A 20,169-nucleotide genomic window follows, 5' to 3' on the forward strand; every position below is an offset into this window, starting at 1 on the left:
ACTAAAATTCAAAAAAAATTTTAAGGCACAATATGACTAAACAATTATTTCCCCTTGCCTTAGGTGGATTAGGTATAGGAACAACAGAGTTTGTAATTATGGGATTACTTCCTGATGTTGCAAATGATTTAGCAATTTCAATTCCAGTTGCAGGACATTTAATATCTGCATATGCTCTTGGAGTTGTAGTAGGAGCTCCAATTTTAGTTGCACTTAGTGCAAAATTTCCTCCTAAATATGTTTTAATAACATTTATGATTTTATTTACATTTTTTAATGCACTTTCAATTATTGCACCTGATTATAATACACTTTTGATGTCGAGATTTTTTGCAGGTCTTCCACATGGTGCATTTTTTGGTGTAGGAACTGTTGTTGCAGCTAAACTTGCAAAAGAAGGAAAAGCTGCCCAAGCAATAGCATCTATGTTTACTGGACTTACAGTTGCAAATCTTGCTATGGTTCCTTTGGTTACATATATTGGTCATCATTTACATTGGAGATATGCGTTTGGAATTGTCTCTTTATTAGGTCTTTTAACGATAACTTTTTTATACCTTTGGATGCCAAAACTAAAGTCTTTAAAAAGTGTTACATTTAAAGAAGAGATAGAGTTTTTTAAAACTATAAAAGCTTGGCATATTTTATCAATCGTTATTATAGGTTTTGGTGGACTTTTTGCATGGTTTAGTTATATTGCTCCACTTTTAATTCATGTTTCAAAATTTGATCCTTCAACGGTATCTTATTTGATGATAGTTGCAGGAGCAGGAATGGTTGTAGGAAATATTATGGGTGGATATTTTTCCGATAAAAAAGATCCTGTAAAAGTTATAATTACTATACTTTTTTTGATGATAATTTTCTTAGTTTTCGTTTTTTTATTTTCAGAGAATAAAATAATTTCTATAATTCTTACATTTATTTGTGGTGTTTTATCTATGTCAATGGGAACACCTATTAGTATGATTATGCTAAAAAATGCAAAACATTCTGAAATGTTAGGTGCTGCTTTTGTACAAGCATCATTTAATGTTGCAAATTCTATTGGTGCTTTCGTGGGAGGAATTCCACTTATATTTGGTCTTTCTTTTAATTATCCATCTTTAGTTGGAGCAGGTATTGCAACTTTAGGACTTATATTAACTATAAGTTTTTACAAAAAATATAAATATTGAATTTTGCATTAAAAATAAATTTTAATGCAAAAATTCTAAATATTAAAAGCTAACTTTAACCCCAGCAAAATAATATGTTCCAACATTTATATTTACTCTTTCATCAACTTTTTTATCAAAAATATTATCAACTCCACCATAAATAGACGTAATTTTATTTATATTATAATTTAAGCCTAAATCAACCAATGTATAATCATCTAGTTTATTATCATTTGCTTGATCTTCATATTGTTTTCCAATATATCTAAGTGCAATATTCGAAGTTAAATCATCTAACAATTTATAATTTAGATTCAAAGATGCACTTAAATTTGGAGTATATGTAAGTTCTTTATTTGTATTTTTATCTTCTGTATCTAAGTATGTAAGATTAAATTGTGTATCAAAACTTTCAGTAAATTTGTAATCCAGATTTACTTCAACTCCATTTATATCAACTTTATCTAAATTTTCAGAAGTATAATACTTACTTCCTCCTGTTCCATAAGCAACTGATTCTATTTTATCTTTAATTATAGTTTTGAATAAAACAATTTCAGAATTAAAGTTTTCAAAATTATTAGCAAGAGCAAGTTCAAAAGTATCTGATTTTTCTGGTTTTAAATCATAAGCAGAAGTTTTAAAATTATTTACAACCTCAGAACCATATCTTTTTCCATCTTTATAAAGTGGTGCAACAACAAATAATTCTGCAATATCTGGTGCTCTATAACCTTGAGCATAATTTGCTCTTATTCTTGTATTTTCACCTAGTTTTTGTACAACTCCTGCTTGAAAAGTTGTTTTTGAATCAGCATTTGAGATGTCATCATATCTTGTTCCAATTATTGCATTTAAAGTATCTGTCAATTCTATTTCATCTTGTAAATATACAGATTTATACTCTATATTCTTTTTTATAAAATCACTTGATTGTGGATCTGGATTAATTGCTGCACTATCTCTTGTCTCTTTTCTATAATCAAGCCCAAAAGTTAAAAGATTTACATCATTTAAAGCATAAGTTGTAATTGATTCAATATCATCAATTTTTACATTTGCACTAAATTTTTTATTTACTGGAGCTGCAAAATTTGAAGGAGTTGTTTCATTTCTTTTTTTATAATATGATTCATAAAGTTTTAAAGTAGTTGTTAAATCATCATTTACATAATATTTTGCAAAAGTTGAAACATCAACTCTTCTATTATCATCTTTAGAATTAACAGGAGTATTTAAAACTATACCTGGTAAACCAGTTGCTTGAGAAGAACCTAAATAAGAACCTTCTCTATCTTCTTTGAAATAATTTAAATCTACTCCTAATGTAAGATTATCTGTAACATTCTTTTCTAAAGAGATACCTGCATTATTTACAGTTGAATCATCACCATAAGTTACACCTAAAACTCCACTTTTACCACTTTGAGGATTCATCATTGATGGAATTGTTGCTCCCGTATTTGGATTGATAACTTTTTGGGTGTAATCTTTATTTATTTTATAAGATGATGTATCTATAGTTGAAGCAAAAACTTTATACTTAAAACCATCAATATTTCCAAAAGTTGAGAAATTTGCATTTTTTTCTCTTGCTTGTGAGTGCGAATTTGCTCCATATTTCACATCTAAAGTTGTACTGTTTGTATCGATACTTTTTTTTGTAATTATATTAATTACTCCTCCAATGGCATCACTTCCATATAATGTACTCATAGAACCTTTAACTATTTCTATTCTTTCAATTATCGAAGCTGGTATTCGACTCATTTCATAAGGTTGTTCTGTTTCTCCACTTAATCTTTTTCCATCAAGCAATATTAAAGTTCCATTAGGTCCAACACCTCTTATTGAAATTGCACCTTTTGATAAAGCACTTGCATGTGGAAATCTTCCAAATTGAGCATTTATTGAAGGAACTTTGTCTAATATATCTTTTAATGTAGTTGCTGAAATTTTTTCAATATCTTCTTTTGTGATAACAACAACCGATGCACTAACTCCATCTATATTTTTTTCAGTTTTTGTTGCAGTTGTAATAAAAACTTCATCTAATTTTGTTTGTCCAAATCCAGTTGTTACTAAACTCATAGCAAGAGTGCTTGATAAAAAAATTCTTTTCATGTTTTTCCTTTTTAATTATAATAATAACGAGTATCATAATATAATTAAACCATAAACTCATTGACTAGAATCAATACTTTTTATTAAGCTATTTGTAATACAACTCTTTATTTGGTAATTTTCCTCCAATTAATTTTGCATCATTCTCTTTTAAAATTCCAAAGAAAAATTCTAAATCATTTATTGCATCTTGGGCTTTTATATTTTCAAAAACTACATGTTCTATTGAATCAGCAAGTCCTTCAGCATCAAGCATTGGAAGATTTTTTACTACTAAAGTTGCGGCTTCTTTTGGATTTTGTTTATACCATAAAAGAGATTTTTCATACTCAATCAAAAATTTATTTATTAACTCTTCTTTACCTTTTGTATCCCCAATATAAGCTAGTCCAGCTTGTGGGATTTTTGCTTCTACATTAAATAATTTTTCCCACTCTTCTTGCAAATTGACACTTCTATAAAGTTCTGGTGCTACAAGTTTTACAGGAAATGATTTTGTTTTTCTCAAAGCTATTGAAACAGCAGGTTCAGCTAAAAGTGCATGGTCAACTCTTCTTAAAATAAGCATTTGCATTGCATCAACTGGATTTGCTACATATTGGATTTTAAAATCTTTTTTAGGATTTAAACCACTCTTTTTAACCAACTCTTGAAAAACAATATCAGGCATATCTGCACGAAAAGGAATAACAATCTCTTTGTCTTTAAAATCTTTTATAGTTTTTAAATTAGGATCTCTACTAATCATCTGCAAAATTCCCCAAACAGAAACATTTAAAAGTTTTAAATTCACACCTTTATTATATAAATTAGAAGCTACATTTGTAGGAAGTGCTATAAAATCTGCATCACCTTTTAAAATAATTGCTCTTAACTCATCAGGATTATTCCAAAGTCTAAACTCTATTTTTTTACCTAAATCTTTTAATGCATCATTTTGAATCATATGAAAGATTGGATGAGAAACTGTTGCAATTGGTCCAGCAACAACTATTTTATTTTCATCCTTTGCAAAAAGTGAACTTAAAAAAATAAAACAAATTAAAAAAATTTTCATTTTTATACTCCTTTATAAAATTAACCTTTTATTCCATCTGCTCTTTTTGAAAGTAAAAATGGAAAAAATATCTTCATATAAATAATAAAAGCAAAAGCCCAAAGAATTGAAGATAAAATGTAAGCTTGTATTAAATACTCTTCATAAAATGGAATTAAACTTCTAATAAGTGTTGCAATAATTATTAAAATAACTCCAAGATTTAACCAAATATTTGTAAATATTTTTCTTCCAGTGTGAATAGTTGAAATAATTATCATCACAATATAAAAAACCAAACCAAAAGTTCCAGTTGTTAAAAAATGTCTAAAGTGATTTATTCCATATATTTCATCATTTAAATAATCATAAGCTAAAAATAGATATCCAAAAGCAGTTATTATAAAAATGCTCATCAGATAAATAATAAAAGGTTTAAACAAAATATTGTTATCTTTTAAAATAAAATCATTTAAAATATTTAAAATTGAAGCAAAACAAGCAAGAGCAAGATATGCAAGTGTTGAATTATTTGGAAATAAAAACTCAATTATTGTATAAATAATCAAACAAAAAATTGCAAGATTATATCTTGGAGCTTTTGAATAAAAAGTTTCATCAATATTTTGTGTTTCAAGTAACTCATTTATAGATTCCATAGTTATTCTTCTTAGAGCCAAAAATATTAAAACTATAAAAAATCCTATTGATAAAAGTAAAATAGAATAAGCATCAATAGCTAAAATATCAGCAATACTTAAAAAAAATAGTATTTGTATAAATAAAATAGCAAAAAGTGCAAAAGCTAAAGATATATGCCTTTTATTTTTATCTTGAAATATTGGTTTTATCACAAGAGCTATTATCCAAATAGTTAAACTTATATTTAAAAAACCTACAAAATAAACTCCAAAAAAATCTATAAACCAAAAACTAATTCTACATATAAGCCATAAAGCAACAATAAAAAATAGTTTTCTTCCGACAATTGGTATAGTTCCTACAAACATTTCAGGAACTCCAGTTAAAAAGAATGCAATTACTCCAGCAATTCCTACACCAAAAATCATCTCATACATATGCCAATTTAAAAGATTTTTTATTGGCAAATTTATTATTCCACTAAAAGTAAATGCCCACAAAATAATAGAAATTACTATATAAGGAGCAAGCAATAAAAATATAGGTCGAAATCCATAAGCTAAATATATTGGAACATCACCTTTTGGATAAAATAAATAATGCTTTTGTGCATATTCTTTTTTTGATTCTGTCATTTTAACTCCAATTCAAAAGTTTTTATAATACTTTCATCACTTAATAATTTTGCAGTTTGTTCATATACAAAAATATCATCTCTTTGTTTTCTTGGTCTAGAAATTTTAAAACTTTTTACTATATGCCCAACAGGATAAGCTTTTAAAACTAAAATCTCATCACTTAACTTTACAGCTTCCATCAAATCATGAGTTATAAATAAAATACTTAATTTTTCATCTTCTATTGTATTTATAAGTAAATTTTGAAGTTCTCTTTTTAAACCAATATCAAGTGCAGAAAAAGGCTCATCTAAAAATAATAGCGATGGTTTTAAAACTAATGCTCTTGCAAAAGATACTCTTTGTTTCATTCCACCACTTAAATCTTTTGGGAATTTATAAAAATCATCTTCATTTAAACTAAATTTTAAAGATATATCTTTTGCTAGTTTTATTCTTTCGTCATTTTTTATACCATTTGCTTTTAATCCTAAACTAATATTATCAAGTACATTTTTCCAAGGTAAAAGCCTAGATTCTTGAAAAGCAAAAGACGATGATTTAAAACTATTTTTTATTTTTCCTTCTTCAAGTATTAATAACTTTGCACAAAGATGAAGTAATGTTGTTTTGCCTCCACCACTAGGACCAACAATAGAAACAACTTCTCCTTTTTTTAATTTGAAACTTATATCTTTTAATATCTTTTTAAATCCAAAAGAAAAAGAGACATTTTCTAAAATTAATTCTTCTAATTTCTCCATGCTTCAACCTCTCTTTTTATTGGTTCAAAAATCAAATATTCAATAAAAAGTAAACTTCCTATCATAATCACAACTAAAGCTAAAGCAACCGGCGTATCAAGTTGACTTCTTGCTATTGCTAAACTTGCACCAATTCCATTGCTACTTGATAAAAGTTCAGCCATAACAACAATTTTCCAAGACATTCCTAAAGCACTGATATATGCAGGAAAAATATAAGAAAATATGTGAGGTAAATATAAATCAAATATTTTCATTTTAAAAGGTAAATGAAAACTATCAGCCATTTGTTTTAAGTCACCTTCTATTGTTCTTGTCCCTTGTAAAGCTCCTACAAATATAATAGGAAAAGAGGCAATAATAACAGTAAAAACAACCGTCATATCACTCATACCAAACCAAATCATGGCTAATACAATCCAAGCAATAGGTGGCATTCCAACTAATATTGTTACTATTGGTCTACTCATAATTGAAGCTGTTACAAAAAGTCCTGCTACTAAACCTAAAATTGATCCAATAACTAAAGATATACCAAAACCTAAAAAAGCTCTTTTTATTGTAATTAAAACATTTTCAATAGTTGAATCATCTGTTAAAATTGAAAATAGAGTTGTAAATGTATCTTTTGGACTTGGTAAAACTAAATTTCCATAAAGTTGATTTCCTAAATCCCATAAAGCTAAAAATAAAAATATTGAAGCTAATGAACCCCAGCCACTCCATAAATAAGCTGGAAAATCTTTAAGTATTTTAAGTATAAATCTCATTTAAATCCTAATCTTATGAATTTCTATTATTTTAATAGAATTAATACTTATTATCATTGATTAATATCAATAAAAAGCAAATTAAAACTTGAATAAATAAAGGAATATGAACAAATACGATAAAGAACAACTAAATAAGAATATAAGACAATAAAAAAATAGAATAAAGAGGGAAGGGCTAAAAAAAAAGCCTCACCAAAGGTAGTAAGGAAGTACTAACTTAGGAAAGGCTTTGAGAAAAAACTTAAAGAGCTGGCGATGACCTACGTTTCCACAAGGGGACCCTGCAGTATTATCGGCGATGAAGAGCTTGACTTCCAGGTTCGGAATGGAGCTGGGTATTTCCTCTTCTCTAGTACCACCAGCAAGTTAAGTAATAAAAGCAAATAAAGAAGTAATTGATCTTATTACTTAACTCGAAGATTAAGTGTGAATAAAAGATAATGTTAAAGTCTAAAAAATTTCAAACACATATTAAGTAAAAATACTTAATAAGATAGTAAACCAAAGAAATGTATAAAATAAGCCAAACGTTCTATTAGTACTGGTCAGCTAAACGTCTTACAACGCTTACACATCCAGCCTATCAACCAGCTAGTCTTGCTGGGAACTTCAGGGAAAGTTAATCTTAGAGTTGGCTTCGAGCTTAGATGCTTTCAGCTCTTATCACATCCGTACGTAGCTACCCAACGATGCTCTTGGCAGAACAATTGGTACACCAGTGGTACGTTCATCCCGGTCCTCTCGTACTAGGGACAAATCTCTTCAACTTTCCTACGCCCACGGAAGATAGGGACCGAACTGTCTCACGACGTTCTGAACCCAGCTCGCGTACCGCTTTAAATGGCGAACAGCCATACCCTTGGGACCGACTACAGCCCCAGGATGCGATGAGCCGACATCGAGGTGCCAAACCTCCCCGTCGATGTGAGCTCTTGGGGGAGATCAGCCTGTTATCCCCGGCGTACCTTTTATCCTTTGAGCGATGGCCCTTCCACACAGAACCACCGGATCACTATGACCGACTTTCGTCTCTGTTCGACTTGTATGTCTCACAGTCAAGCTAGTTTATGCCATTATACTCAACAAGCGATTTCCATCCGCTTTGAACTAACCTTTGTAAGCCTCCGTTACTTTTTAGGAGGCGACCGCCCCAGTCAAACTACCCACCAGACATTGTCCTGATACAAGATAATTGTACGCAGTTAGTAACTCAAATATTCAAGGGTGGTATCTCAAGGATGGCTCCGACTCTACTGGCGTCTAGTCATCATAGCCTCCCACCTATCCTGCACATGAATATCCAAGCTACAGTGTCAAGCTGTAGTAAAGGTGCACGGGGTCTTTCCGTCTTTCCGCGGGTAGGAGGAATTTTCACCTCCACTACAATTTCACTGGATCCCTGGTTGAGACAGCTCCCATCTCGTTACGCCATTCATGCAGGTCGGTATTTAACCGACAAGGAATTTCGCTACCTTAGGACCGTTATAGTTACGGCCGCCGTTTACTCGGGCTTCAATCAAATGCTTCGCTTGCGCTGACATCATCAGTTAACCTTCGAGCACCGGGCAGGCGTCACACCTTATACATCCACTTACGTGTTAGCAAAGTGCTGTGTTTTTGGTAAACAGTCGGGAGGGACTCTTTGTTGCAACCTCTTTCGCTTTTTGAAGCAAGTTCATATACAAAAGTAGGCACACCTTATACCGAAGATACGGTGCTAGTTTGCAGAGTTCCTTAACCAGGGTTCTTCCACGCGCCTTAGAATACTCATCCCACCCACCTGTGTCGGTTTACGGTACGGGCAACATATAATAAACTTAGTGGCTTTTCTTGGCACGACAGTATCATCGATTCTCCATCTCCTCCGAAGAGTGTCAAGAGCCTGTAAGATCTCGGCCTAATGTTAAGCGGATTTGCCTACTTAACAGCCTACGTCCTTCGAGCCACTATTCCATCAGTGACCTCGATTAACTCTATGCGTCCCCACATCGCGCTTATATGTTGGTATTGAAATATTAATCAATTTGCCATCGTCTACCCCTTTCGGACTCGACTTAGGTCCCGACTAACCCTACGATGACGAGCATCGCGTAGGAAACCTTGGGTTTTCGGCGTTGAGGATTCTCACCTCAATTATCGCTACTCATGCCTGCATGCTCACTTCTATCCGCTCCAACGCTCCTTACCGGTACATCTTCTACGCTGAATAGAACGCTCTCCTACCACTCAATTAAAAATTGAATCTAAAGCTTCGGTGTACATCTTAGCCCCGTTATATTTTCCGCGCAGAATCACTAGACCAGTGAGCTGTTACGCTTTCTTTAAAGGATGGCTGCTTCTAAGCCAACCTCCTGGTTGTCACAGTAACTCCACATCGTTTTCCACTTAGATGTAACTTAGGGACCTTAGCTGTTAGTCTGGGTTGTTCCCCTCTCGACGATTGATTTTATCACCCACCGCCTGACTCCTGTGATTCCACATATAGTATTCATAGTTTGATAGGGTTTGGTACCGCGGTAAGCAGCCCTAGCCCATTCAGTGCTCTACCCCCATATGCTACAACACAAGGCTATACCTAAATATATTTCGGAGAGAACCAGCTATCACGAAGTTTGATTGGCCTTTCACCCCTATCCACAAGTCATCCCAAGACTTTTCAACGCCTGCGGGTTCGGTCCTCCACTGGCTCTTACACCAGCTTCAACCTGCTCATGGATAGATCACTTCGTTTCGGGTCTGCAGCATCTGACTAATTCGCCCTATTAAGACTCGCTTTCGCTACGGCTTCGTACTTGACTTAACCTTGCCAGATACCACAACTCGCAGGCTCATTATGCAAAAGGCAGTCCATCACCCTGATAAATCATAGGGCTCTGAATGATTGTAAGCTAATGGTTTCAGGTTCTATTTCACTCTCCTCGCTGGAGTACTTTTCACCTTTCCCTCACGGTACTTGTTCACTATCGATCTGTAAGTAGTATTTAGGATTGGAGGGTGGTCCCCCCGGCTTCAGTCAAAATATCACGTGTTCCGACCTACTCAGGATACCATTAGAGCTATTGAGAATTTTAATTACAGGAGTTTCACCTTCTATGCTACACTTTTCCAAGTATTTCATCTATCCTCTTTAGTCTCATATCATGGTCCTACAACCCCCAATGCAAGCATTGGGTTTGTCCTAATCCCATTTCGCTCGCCGCTACTTTGGGAATCTCGTTTGATTTCTCTTCCTCTAGCTACTGAGATGTTTCACTTCACTAGGTTCGCTCCCCGTAGGGTAATATAATTCTCATTATATTGGGTTGCCCCATTCAGAAATCCCCGGATCAAAGCTCTTTGGCAGCTCCCCGAGGCTTATCGCAGCCTAATACGTCTTTCATCGCCTCTTACAGTCTAGGCATCCACCATTAGCCCTTAATAGCTTATTAATAAATAACTCGAAAGAGTTATTTGCCTTTTAAAAGTAAATTAATACTTTTAGTTTGATAATATTCTTTGGCTACTATCTTATTAAGTACATTTTTCAATATATCTAATAATTTAGTTGTGTTCTATCTATGTTATATCTATTATTTTCATAATAAACATTTTTAAGATATGAAATTTTTTTTGTTTTAATTATTTAATATTTATAAAAAATCTCTTCTTTATATCTATTATTTAATCTTTACGAAAAAATTAAAGACTTTAACATTATGTTTTTAAATATCATTAGAAACTTACTTTTTATAAGTTCTAATATAAATCTTATATATCTCTATATAAAACTTATATTAGAATTTATTCTTCTTCTATAGTTTATCTATTAATAAGATGGTGGAGAATAGCGGGATCGAACCGCTGACCTCCTGCGTGCAAAGCAGGCGCTCTCCCAGCTGAGCTAATTCCCCAAAATCACCCAAAAAAATATTCATTCTTTTAGGACCCGATTCTAAGATTATTCATGGTGGGCCTATCAGGACTTGAACCTGAGACCTCACGATTATCAGTCGAGCGCTCTAGCCAGCTGAGCTATAGGCCCCTTCACCTATTCATTTCTTATTAGTTCTAAATAATCTTTATAAACTAAATATGTAATCAATCTTTTTTTTTCATACTTTAAGAAACAAATCTTAAAGTATTTCTCTGAAAGGAGGTGATCCAACCGCAGGTTCTCCTACGGTTACCTTGTTACGACTTCACCCCAGTCGCTGAATCCACTGTGGAAGGTAGCTACTTTAGCATCCCCGCTTCGAATGAGTTCAACTCCCATGGTGTGACGGGCGGTGAGTACAAGACCCGGGAACGTATTCACCGTAGCATAGCTGATCTACGATTACTAGCGATTCCAACTTCATGTAGTCGAGTTGCAGACTACAATCCGAACTGGGAGGCATTTTTGAGATTTGCTCCACGTCACCGTATTGCTGCTCTTTGTATACCCCATTGTAGCACGTGTGTAGCCCTGGACGTAAGGGCCATGATGACTTGACGTCATCCTCACCTTCCTCCTACTTGCGTAGGCAGTCTCCTTAGAGTTCTCAGCCGAACTGTTAGCAACTAAGGACGAGGGTTGCGCTCGTTGCGGGACTTAACCCAACATCTCACGACACGAGCTGACGACAGCCGTGCAGCACCTGTATGCAAGTTTCTGCAAGCAGACACTAATCTATCTCTAAATCATTCTTACTATGTCAAGTCCAGGTAAGGTTCTTCGTGTATCGTCGAATTAAACCACATGCTCCACCGCTTGTGCGGGTCCCCGTCTATTCCTTTGAGTTTTAATCTTGCGACCGTACTCCCCAGGCGGTACACTTAATGTGTTAACTGCATTACTGCAAGGTCGAGCCTCACAACAACTAGTGTACATCGTTTAGGGCGTGGACTACCAGGGTATCTAATCCTGTTTGCTCCCCACGCTTTCGCGTCTCAGCGTCAATATTGTTCCAGTAGATCGCCTTCGCAATCGGTATTCCTTCTGATCTCTACGGATTTTACCCCTACACCAGAAATTCCATCTACCTCTCCCACATTCTAGATTAACAGTTTTCAAAGCAGTTCTATAGTTAAGCTATAGGATTTCACTTCAAACTTATCAATCCGCCTACACGCTCTTTACGCCCAGTGATTCCGAGTAACGCTTGCACCCTCCGTATTACCGCGGCTGCTGGCACGGAGTTAGCCGGTGCTTATTCATATAATACCGTCATTATCTTCTTATATAAAAGGAGTTTACGCACCGAAATGTGTCATCCTCCACGCGGCGTTGCTGCATCAGACTTTCGTCCATTGTGCAATATTCCCCACTGCTGCCTCCCGTAGGAGTCTGGACCGTGTCTCAGTTCCAGTGTGACTGATCATCCTCTCAAACCAGTTATGCGTCATCGTCTTGGTAGGCCATTACCCCACCAACTAACTGATACAATACAGGCTAATCTCTTACCAATAAATCTTTCCCTTTTTATCTTTTGATAAAAAGGAATATAAGGTATTAGCAATCGTTTCCAATTGTTATCCCTTAGTAAGAGGCATATTACCTATACATTACTCACCCGTGCGCCACTTAGCTGACAATTATAGCAAGCTATAATCCGTTCTCGTTCGACTTGCATGTGTTAAGCACGCCGCCAGCGTTCACTCTGAGCCAGGATCAAACTCTCCATAAATTTTTTGATTAAATCTCTTTAATCTTTATGTAGTTTTGAAACTGACATATTTTATAATTACTTAAATTACAAAATTATCACTCATGTTTTTTTGAATAGACAAGAGTTTTACTTCTTGTTTTTTTTCTCTTTGTTTGTTTGATTAACATATTTAGTTTACAAAGATTACTTCTTCTTAAACTTCTTCTTTTAAAGATCATAACTTGATTTTGAACTTCGTCTTGTCAAATTGGACGGGAATTATAATACCTTTTTCTTCTCTTGTCAAGAGTACTTTGCTAAAATGTAGCTTAAATTTTGGAATTTGTGTTTTTTACTCTATAAATGCAGTTTTTGGATAAATCTTTATCTCTTTTTTTTCTTGTTTTTTTGAAGTTAATTGTATAAAACAAGGCGTGTTTATCTCATATTCATAAGCTTCATTTGGTTTATGTGATAATTTTGAATAAACTTTTCCATCATTTCCAAAAGATATTTGTCCTAGTGAATCTGTATTATTGCAACTAATATTTACTTTTTCAATATCAAAATTTTTACTTAAGAGTGCATATTTACTATTTTCATTATTCTCTTTACAAAAATTATTACTATGAATATATTTATTTGTTAGTGGATCTTTTAAACTTTCCTTTTGATTTGGATGTCCTGTATCATTTTTTTCACTATAAATAGAAAAGTAAATTCCTCCACCTTCATTTTCTCTACATCTAAAAAATTTCATAGTCCATCTTTTTTTATGCCATAAATCTTCATTTGAATATTTATCATCAATCAATGCTTGATATCTTGCATAAGATAAATACATAGATATTCTATTTGTTGCTTCTTCAAGTTTATTTATTTGCTTTTTAGGAATAAATAAAACATACAATAAACCAATTAAAACGACAACTAATACCATTTCTAATAAAGAAAAAGCCTTTTTCATTTCAGGTTTTTTAAATCTTTTATATAAACATCAAAAAGGTCTTTGTTGTAATATTTTATACTAATTTTCTCATCATAATTAAAAAACTCTTTTGTTGACAAGTAATAGTTTTCACCTTTATTTATATTATAAAATTTTAATCGAAGTTGCAACTCTTCATCATCACAAAGAATTTCATCTATATTTTGTTCTTTTAAAGTAAAAGCTAACTCCTTTGCAAAATGGTATTGATAAACAAAATGTCTTTTTGGTTCTGAAATAATTAGATACAAAGGTTTATTTACAAATGTAAAAACAACATTTAAAGCTAACATTCCAATAATTATTATTGCCATAATCTTATGAACTTTTCTAAATTGTTCTAATCTAATTCTATATGAGTGTAAAAAAGTTTTTAACATTAAAGGAATGGCAATTACAACATAAGGAGCGAAATCTTCTATATAAATTTTTTGTCTAAATGAAAAAATAATAGATATGAGTAAAGCTGTAATAGATATATACCAACTTAAACTTCTGTCTTTTTTTATTCCTGCTCTATAAATAGTATAGATAAAATATATAAAAAGTACAGGGGAAAATATAGCTGCATAAATTGCAACAGTATCAATCAAAAATCCTCTTGGTTTTCCATCAGTAGGAAAACCATAAATATATAAAGACAATACAAAAAGTATTGCAGAAATATATAGTAAAGTTTTATCCTTATTTTTAAAAGAGAAGAAAAAAAGTGCTAAAAAAAGAATTACAAAAGAGTTGTCAATAAAAAGACAAACAAATAATAATATGTAAAGATGTTTATTATATTTTTGATAATAATAGATATATAAAAGAGTAAAAAAAGTTACAATAATTGCACTATTTACTAAAAGTGATGCACTTAATACTCCTGGCAAGACCATAAAAATGATTATAGAAATGAGCCTATCACTTTCGTATTTGAAGTAATTCTCAGTTATTTCATACATTAAAATAACACTAAAAAAATAAAAAAGGATAAAAGGCAATCTTAAAGCAATATCATTTTGTCCAAAAAAATATAAAGAAGCTTTTGTTATAAATGTCAACATTGAATTATTTATAAAAACATTCAATGCTTCTTTATACGAAATACTTAGAGACAATTCTACTTTAAATAGTAAAATAGAAACAATTACTAATAAAAAAGTGTAAAAGTAAAGAGTATATCTATTTTTTGAAATCATAATTTATCTACAATTTTAAAAAATTTCCAATTATTTTGTAACCATGTTCACTCATAATTGACTCAGGATGGAACTGTACTCCATAAATTTGTTTATCTTTTATCTCTAAAGACATAATCTCATCATCATCTGTACTGTACGAAGTAACTATTATATCTTCAGGCAAATCATTTTTATCAACTATTAAAGAGTGATATCGTGTTTGAATAAATTCCTGAGGTAATCCTTCAAAGATTTTTGTATCTTTTACAACTTTTATTAAAGATGTTTTACCATGCATCATATTTTTTGCTCGTACAACTTTTCCACCAAAAACTTGTCCAATAGCTTGATGTCCTAAACAAATACCAAATATTGGTTTCTTATTCGCAAAATATTTTATAACATCTAAACAAACACCAGCTTCATTAGGAGTTGCTGGTCCTGGAGAAATTATAATTTTTGAAGGATTTAATTTTTCGATTTCTTCTAAAGTTAATTCATCATTTCTAATTACTTTTAAATCAGCCCCTAGTTCTAAACAATATTGAACTATATTATATGTAAAACTATCATAGTTATCAATCATCAGCACCATATTTATTTTTCCTAATTTTTAATTTAGTTATTATAGCAATAATATGCTTTATGATAAAGTTTATCAACATTTGATAATCATTCTTAGTATTAAGAGTTATCAAAGTTTAGAAAGTGTATCATTCGACCAAAATTCAAAATATTTATAAAGAGTTTAAAATGATAAAAAAATTAACACTAAGCACTATTTTACTTGCTTCTTCTCTATTTGGAGCAAATGAAGTTAACGTTTATTCTCAAAGACATTATGATTCAGACAAGATAATATATAAAAAATTTGAACAAGAAACAGGAATAAAAGTAAATGTAATAACAGCTCAAGCAGAAGAACTTGTAGCAAAACTGGCAATTGAAGGAGCAAACACTCCTGCTGATGTACTTATAACTGCAGATATTGGAAACTTATATCAAGCAAAAAAAAGACATCTTCTTCAACCAATTGAATCGAAAATATTAACAGAAAATGTACCTGAAAAATTAAGAGATCCAGATAATAATTGGTTTGCACTCACTCAAAGAGCAAGAGTTTTTGTATACAATCCTAAAAAAGTAAATCCAGATGATTTAAGTGATTATTTAAGTCTTGCTGACCCAAAATTTAAAAATAAAATTGTTACACGTTCATCAACAAGCGGTTATAATAAATCTTTATTAGCTTCAATAATTGCAAACTATGGAGAAGAAAAAGCTTTAGCTTTTGCAAAAGGATTAGTTGAAAACATGCCACATAATCCAAAAGGTGCAGACAAAGATCAAATTATAGCTGTTGGAGCTGGAGACGCTGATATTGCTATTGTAAACACTTATTATTTAGGTGTTATGTTAATAAGTAAAGATAAAAAAGATCAAGAAATTGCAAAAAGTTTAAAAATCTTTTTCCCTGCACAAAAAACAACTGGAACTCATATGAATATTACAGGTGCTGGTGTTACAAACTTTGCAACAAATAAACAAAATGCTATTAAATTTATAGAATATCTAAGTTCAGTTGAAGCACAAGAAGTTTTTGCTGAAGCAAACCAAGAATTTCCTGTAAATCCAAATGCAAAGGCTTCTGAAATTGTTCAATCTTGGGGAACATTTAAGCAAGATCCAATTTCACTAAATGAAGTTGGTAAATATACTAAAAAAGCAGTAGAAATAGCAACGGAAGCAGATTGGAAATAAGTAAATATAAAAACTATGTAGCTCCATTTTTTGGGCTATTCATTGCTTCACCTATACTAGCACTTCTAATATATTTTATACTAACAAATGAGTTTGACTTTGATTTTCTATTTGGAAAATTAATGAGTCAATACTTAACTAATACTACAATTTTAGTTATAGGAACTTTCTTTTTAGTTTTAATCATCGGAACAACAACTTCTTATTTAAGTGCTAAGTTTGAATACTTTGGTAGTAAATTTTTCTCTATTTGTTTTATTTTACCTCTTGCTTATCCAACATATATTTTAGGATATGCTTATGTAGGTTTTTTTGAATATAGAGGGATTTTATCTGAAATCGTGGGAAGTACAAGTGCAAGACTTGATATTTTAAATATGTATGGAGCAATATTCATTTTTGGAATTGGAATGTTTCCTTATGTTTATATTTTAGCAAGAGTATCATTTGCTTCAATATCTTCAACAGTTACAGAATTAATCTCTTTATACAAAATAAATCCAATAAAAGCTTTTTTTACTGTATATCTTCCACTTGCTTATCCAGCTATTTTTGCAGGAAGTCTTCTAGCAATTCTTGAAACTTTAAGTGATTATGGAACAGTTTTATATTTTGGTATAGACACTTTTAGTATAGGAATATTTAAAAGTTGGTTCGGATATGGAGATTTTATCCAATCTATAAATGTAGCAATAGTACTATTGATTTTTGTATTTGCTATTTTATGGACTGAAAGTTTGATTAGAAAAAAATATAGATTTGCTAGTTCAACTTTTAGTGAAAAAAAATCTAATAAAATAAAGTTAAAAGGAAAATACAATTTTATTGCATTTTTTATATCTTTTATAATCGCAACTACAACTTTATTTATTCCAACAGCTGTTTTGATATATTGGTTTATTTTAGATATTCATACTCTTGATTTTACAACTTTTCATTATTTATCAAATACACTAACTTTAAACTTAATATCATCTATTTGTATAATTTTATTATCTTTTTTTGTAGTATATATGCTTAGATTTTATCCTTCAAAAATTGGAGTTTTTACTCATAAATTATCAATTTTAGGATATTCAATTCCTGGTGCTATTGTTGGTATTGGATTATTAGTAATAAGTAATTTTGTCGATAAAACACTAAACCATGTTGTTTTAGGTGGAACTTTTATACTTTTAGTATTTGCTTATACAACAAGGTATTTCGCTTCAAGTATTGGTTCTGTTGAAAATGGTTTTAGTAAAATTGATAGTAGTATTGATGATACAAGTAAAATTTTTGGGAAAAGTGAATTTAGCAATATTTTAAAAGTATATTTACCTTTGATGAAACCTTATTTATTAAGTGGTTTTTTAATTCTTTATATAGATATTGCAAAAGAATTACCCGCTACATTGATATTAAGACCTTTTAATTTTGATACTTTAGCTATTAGAATTAGTGAACTTGCAAGTAATGAAATGCTTTATAAAACAGGATTTCCATCTCTTGTTCTTGTACTTACAACAGCTGTTGCTGTTTTATTATTAAACTCTAAATTTGTGAGAAGAAAAAAATGAATGAAATAGTTCAAATAAAAAATTTAAGAAAAGTATTCTGTAAAGGAAATATTTGTGTTGCAAATAAAATAAACCTATCTATAAAAGAAGGTGAGATTTTTACAATTTTAGGAAGAAGTGGAAGCGGTAAAACTACTCTTTTACGAATGATATCTGGACTTGAAACTCCTGATAATGGAGAGATAATCATTGATAATAAAGTAGTTTTTTCTGAAGATACAAATGTTGAACCAAAAAATAGAAAAATCGCTATTGTTTTTCAAAACTATGCTCTTTTACCTCACTTAACAATTGCTTCAAATATAACTTTTGGAAGTGATGCTTCAAAAGAAGATTTAGAAGAAATTTTAAAAAAAACAAAACTAAAAGGGCAAGAAAATAAATTTCCTCATGAATTAAGTGGTGGACAACAACAACGAGTTGCCCTAGCAAGAGCTTTAATCAATAAAGCAAAAATTTTACTTTTAGATGAGCCTTTAAGTAATATTGATACAGAATTAAGAACTCACTTAAGAGCTGAATTAAAAGAGATGATAAAAGCTTTTAATATTACAGCTATATTTATAACTCATGATAAAGAAGATGCATTTTATCTATCAGATAGAATTGCTATAATTTATGGAGGAGATATACTACAAGTTGGTACTTCAAAAGAGATTTATAATAATCCTATAGATTTATACTGTGCAAATTTCTTGGGTAAAATTACAAAAATTGATGAAAATTCTTATATAAGGCCTGAAAGTATAAAAATTTCTCCAGATGGAAAAATAAAAGGTCTAATAAAAGATATCATTTTTTATGGAAGTTTTTATGAAATAACTGTTTTAGCAGATGAAAAACATTTTATATTGCATAGCTTTGATGATACTTTAGAGATTGGACAAAAAGTAAACTTAAGTTTTGAAAATAAAATTTTGAAATTTTAAATTTGTTTAGGATATTTTATGAGTAATAATCCAAAAGTTGATTTTCACAATTGGGTAGAGTTGCAAAAAGAGATATTAAATCCATTTGAAAGATTAATTCATATAAGAACTATAAATAAAAGTTTAGGAAAAGGAACTTATTTTTGGTACGATATGGGAAATGGCATAGGTGTTTTAATTAGAAACTTTATACCAAATCAAGATATCACACTAATAGAAGAAAGCGGTGGAGTTGCTGGAGCTACTTTTATTTTTAATCTTGGAGAAGAACTAAATTACTCATTTGAGGATAAAAACTTCACCCTTAAAAATAAAGACTTTTTCTTAGAACTTATTTCTGATAAATTTTATGCCCAAAATCATCTGAAAAAAGGCAAAAAATATATAACTTTGATGATAGCAATAAAAGAAGAACTTTTTTTAAAACTTGGTTCTCCTATAAAAAATATAAAAGATTATATGACTAAAGCTTATGAAAAAAATCGGTATCACATTTATAATGGAAATATTGATTTAGAACAATTTGAAATTTTAAATACACTTAATAGCAGTTGTTTTGATGAAGATTTATTAAAGAATTTGTATTTAGAATCAAAAGGGATGAATTTACTTCACTACACAATTGAAAAAATAGCAAAAAACTTAAATGCTTTATCAACAAACTATGATAAAAATAGAGTTTCAAATTTGGAAAGAGCAAAAGAGATAATAATGAGTGAATATAGTTCAAATCTCTCTATAAAAGATATAGCTTATAAATCTGCTATAAATGAGTGTTATTTAAAAAAAGATTTTAAAAAATATTATGGAATGACTATATTAGAGATGCTTCAAAAAAGACGGCTAGAAGTTGCAAAAGAGTTACTAAAAGATGATTTTAGTATAAATGAAGTTGCTACGAAAGTTGGATATAAACACACTGGTCATTTTAGTAAACTTTTTTTCAACTATTTTAATATCTCACCTAATACTTATAAAAAACAAATTTACAGTTTTTAATTTTTCCTTTTTTTAGTTGTTTTTTTCCTGTTTATGATTTTTTTG

Annotated in this window: 13 protein-coding genes, 2 tRNA genes and 3 rRNA genes; 5 read left to right on the top strand and 13 right to left on the bottom strand. The window is 30.8% G+C overall.

Annotated elements, in window-relative coordinates; genetic code table 11:
* The first annotated feature begins 32 nt into the window (after nucleotides 1-32).
* Nucleotides 33-1,178 carry an MFS transporter gene (locus CKV87_RS09955; protein WP_012147887.1) on the top strand — a complete coding sequence of 382 codons (1,146 nt, stop codon included), beginning with the start codon at nucleotides 33-35 and terminating at the stop codon, nucleotides 1,176-1,178.
* A 42-nt stretch (nucleotides 1,179-1,220) separates the two neighbouring features.
* On the opposite strand, the gene CKV87_RS09960 is transcribed toward CKV87_RS09955, so the two are convergent.
* The 13 genes from CKV87_RS09960 to CKV87_RS10020 all read right to left on the bottom strand — a co-directional run bounded on the left by CKV87_RS09960 (nucleotide 1,221) and on the right by CKV87_RS10020 (nucleotide 15,471).
* On the bottom strand, nucleotides 1,221-3,284 hold the full coding sequence (locus CKV87_RS09960) for a TonB-dependent receptor plug domain-containing protein (RefSeq protein WP_012147888.1): 2,064 nt from the start codon (nucleotides 3,282-3,284) through the stop codon (nucleotides 1,221-1,223).
* An 88-nt stretch (nucleotides 3,285-3,372) separates the two neighbouring features.
* The gene (locus tag CKV87_RS09965; RefSeq protein ID WP_012147889.1) at nucleotides 3,373-4,341 is read right to left on the bottom strand and encodes an ABC transporter substrate-binding protein; all 969 of its coding nucleotides are present in this window, start codon (nucleotides 4,339-4,341) and stop codon (nucleotides 3,373-3,375) included.
* A 20-nt stretch (nucleotides 4,342-4,361) separates the two neighbouring features.
* The gene (locus CKV87_RS09970; protein WP_012147890.1) at nucleotides 4,362-5,597 is read right to left on the bottom strand and encodes an NnrS family protein; all 1,236 of its coding nucleotides are present in this window, start codon (nucleotides 5,595-5,597) and stop codon (nucleotides 4,362-4,364) included.
* Entirely contained in the window at nucleotides 5,594-6,343 is a 750-nt protein-coding gene (locus CKV87_RS09975) for an ABC transporter ATP-binding protein (protein WP_012147891.1), read from the bottom strand. The genes CKV87_RS09970 and CKV87_RS09975 overlap by 4 nt, the downstream gene beginning before the upstream one ends.
* Nucleotides 6,331-7,113 (bottom strand): ABC transporter permease, encoded by a 783-nt coding sequence (locus CKV87_RS09980; protein WP_012147892.1) that lies wholly within the window; start codon nucleotides 7,111-7,113, stop codon nucleotides 6,331-6,333. Before CKV87_RS09980 ends, CKV87_RS09975 begins: the two co-directional genes overlap by 13 nt.
* A gap of 250 nt (nucleotides 7,114-7,363) precedes the next feature.
* Nucleotides 7,364-7,479: ribosomal RNA gene (gene rrf / locus CKV87_RS09985) — 5S ribosomal RNA — on the bottom strand.
* Between the two features lie 151 nt (nucleotides 7,480-7,630).
* Nucleotides 7,631-10,544: ribosomal RNA gene (locus CKV87_RS09990) — 23S ribosomal RNA — on the bottom strand.
* Nucleotides 10,545-10,930: 386 nt separating this feature from the next.
* A tRNA-Ala gene (locus CKV87_RS09995) sits at nucleotides 10,931-11,006 on the bottom strand.
* Nucleotides 11,007-11,060: 54 nt separating this feature from the next.
* Nucleotides 11,061-11,137: transfer RNA gene (locus tag CKV87_RS10000), tRNA-Ile, on the bottom strand.
* Between the two features lie 107 nt (nucleotides 11,138-11,244).
* Nucleotides 11,245-12,761 (bottom strand): 16S ribosomal RNA (locus tag CKV87_RS10005).
* The 16S, 23S and 5S rRNA genes sit together here with 2 tRNA genes alongside, the layout of an rRNA operon.
* Before the next feature lie 313 nt (nucleotides 12,762-13,074).
* Entirely contained in the window at nucleotides 13,075-13,689 is a 615-nt protein-coding gene (locus tag CKV87_RS10010) for a hypothetical protein (protein WP_012147893.1), read from the bottom strand.
* Nucleotides 13,686-14,894: a glycosyltransferase family 39 protein gene (locus CKV87_RS10015; RefSeq protein ID WP_012147894.1), complete on the bottom strand. Its 1,209-nt coding sequence runs from the start codon at nucleotides 14,892-14,894 to the stop codon at nucleotides 13,686-13,688. The genes CKV87_RS10010 and CKV87_RS10015 overlap by 4 nt, the downstream gene beginning before the upstream one ends.
* A gap of 7 nt (nucleotides 14,895-14,901) precedes the next feature.
* Nucleotides 14,902-15,471 carry an anthranilate synthase component II gene (locus CKV87_RS10020; RefSeq protein ID WP_012147895.1) on the bottom strand — a complete coding sequence of 190 codons (570 nt, stop codon included), beginning with the start codon at nucleotides 15,469-15,471 and terminating at the stop codon, nucleotides 14,902-14,904.
* A gap of 158 nt (nucleotides 15,472-15,629) precedes the next feature.
* Here CKV87_RS10020 and CKV87_RS10025 point away from each other — a divergent pair, with 158 nt between their 5' ends.
* From CKV87_RS10025 to CKV87_RS10040, 4 genes are read left to right on the top strand one after another with little or no spacing between them, the layout of a single operon-like run.
* Nucleotides 15,630-16,637, top strand: coding sequence for a Fe(3+) ABC transporter substrate-binding protein (locus CKV87_RS10025; RefSeq protein ID WP_012147896.1), 1,008 nt, complete (start codon nucleotides 15,630-15,632; stop codon nucleotides 16,635-16,637).
* A complete protein-coding gene (locus tag CKV87_RS10030; protein WP_012147897.1) occupies nucleotides 16,628-18,196 on the top strand; it encodes an ABC transporter permease in 1,569 nt (522 codons plus the stop codon). Before CKV87_RS10025 ends, CKV87_RS10030 begins: the two co-directional genes overlap by 10 nt.
* Complete coding sequence (locus CKV87_RS10035; RefSeq protein ID WP_012147898.1) at nucleotides 18,193-19,125, top strand: ABC transporter ATP-binding protein; 933 nt, start codon at nucleotides 18,193-18,195, stop codon at nucleotides 19,123-19,125. Before CKV87_RS10030 ends, CKV87_RS10035 begins: the two co-directional genes overlap by 4 nt.
* Before the next feature lie 18 nt (nucleotides 19,126-19,143).
* Complete coding sequence (locus CKV87_RS10040; protein ID WP_012147899.1) at nucleotides 19,144-20,124, top strand: helix-turn-helix domain-containing protein; 981 nt, start codon at nucleotides 19,144-19,146, stop codon at nucleotides 20,122-20,124.
* Nucleotides 20,125-20,169: the final 45 nt, after the last annotated feature.

This window comes from Aliarcobacter butzleri, from assembly GCF_900187115.1.
In the GTDB taxonomy this organism is placed as follows: Bacteria; Campylobacterota; Campylobacteria; order Campylobacterales; family Arcobacteraceae; genus Aliarcobacter; species Aliarcobacter butzleri.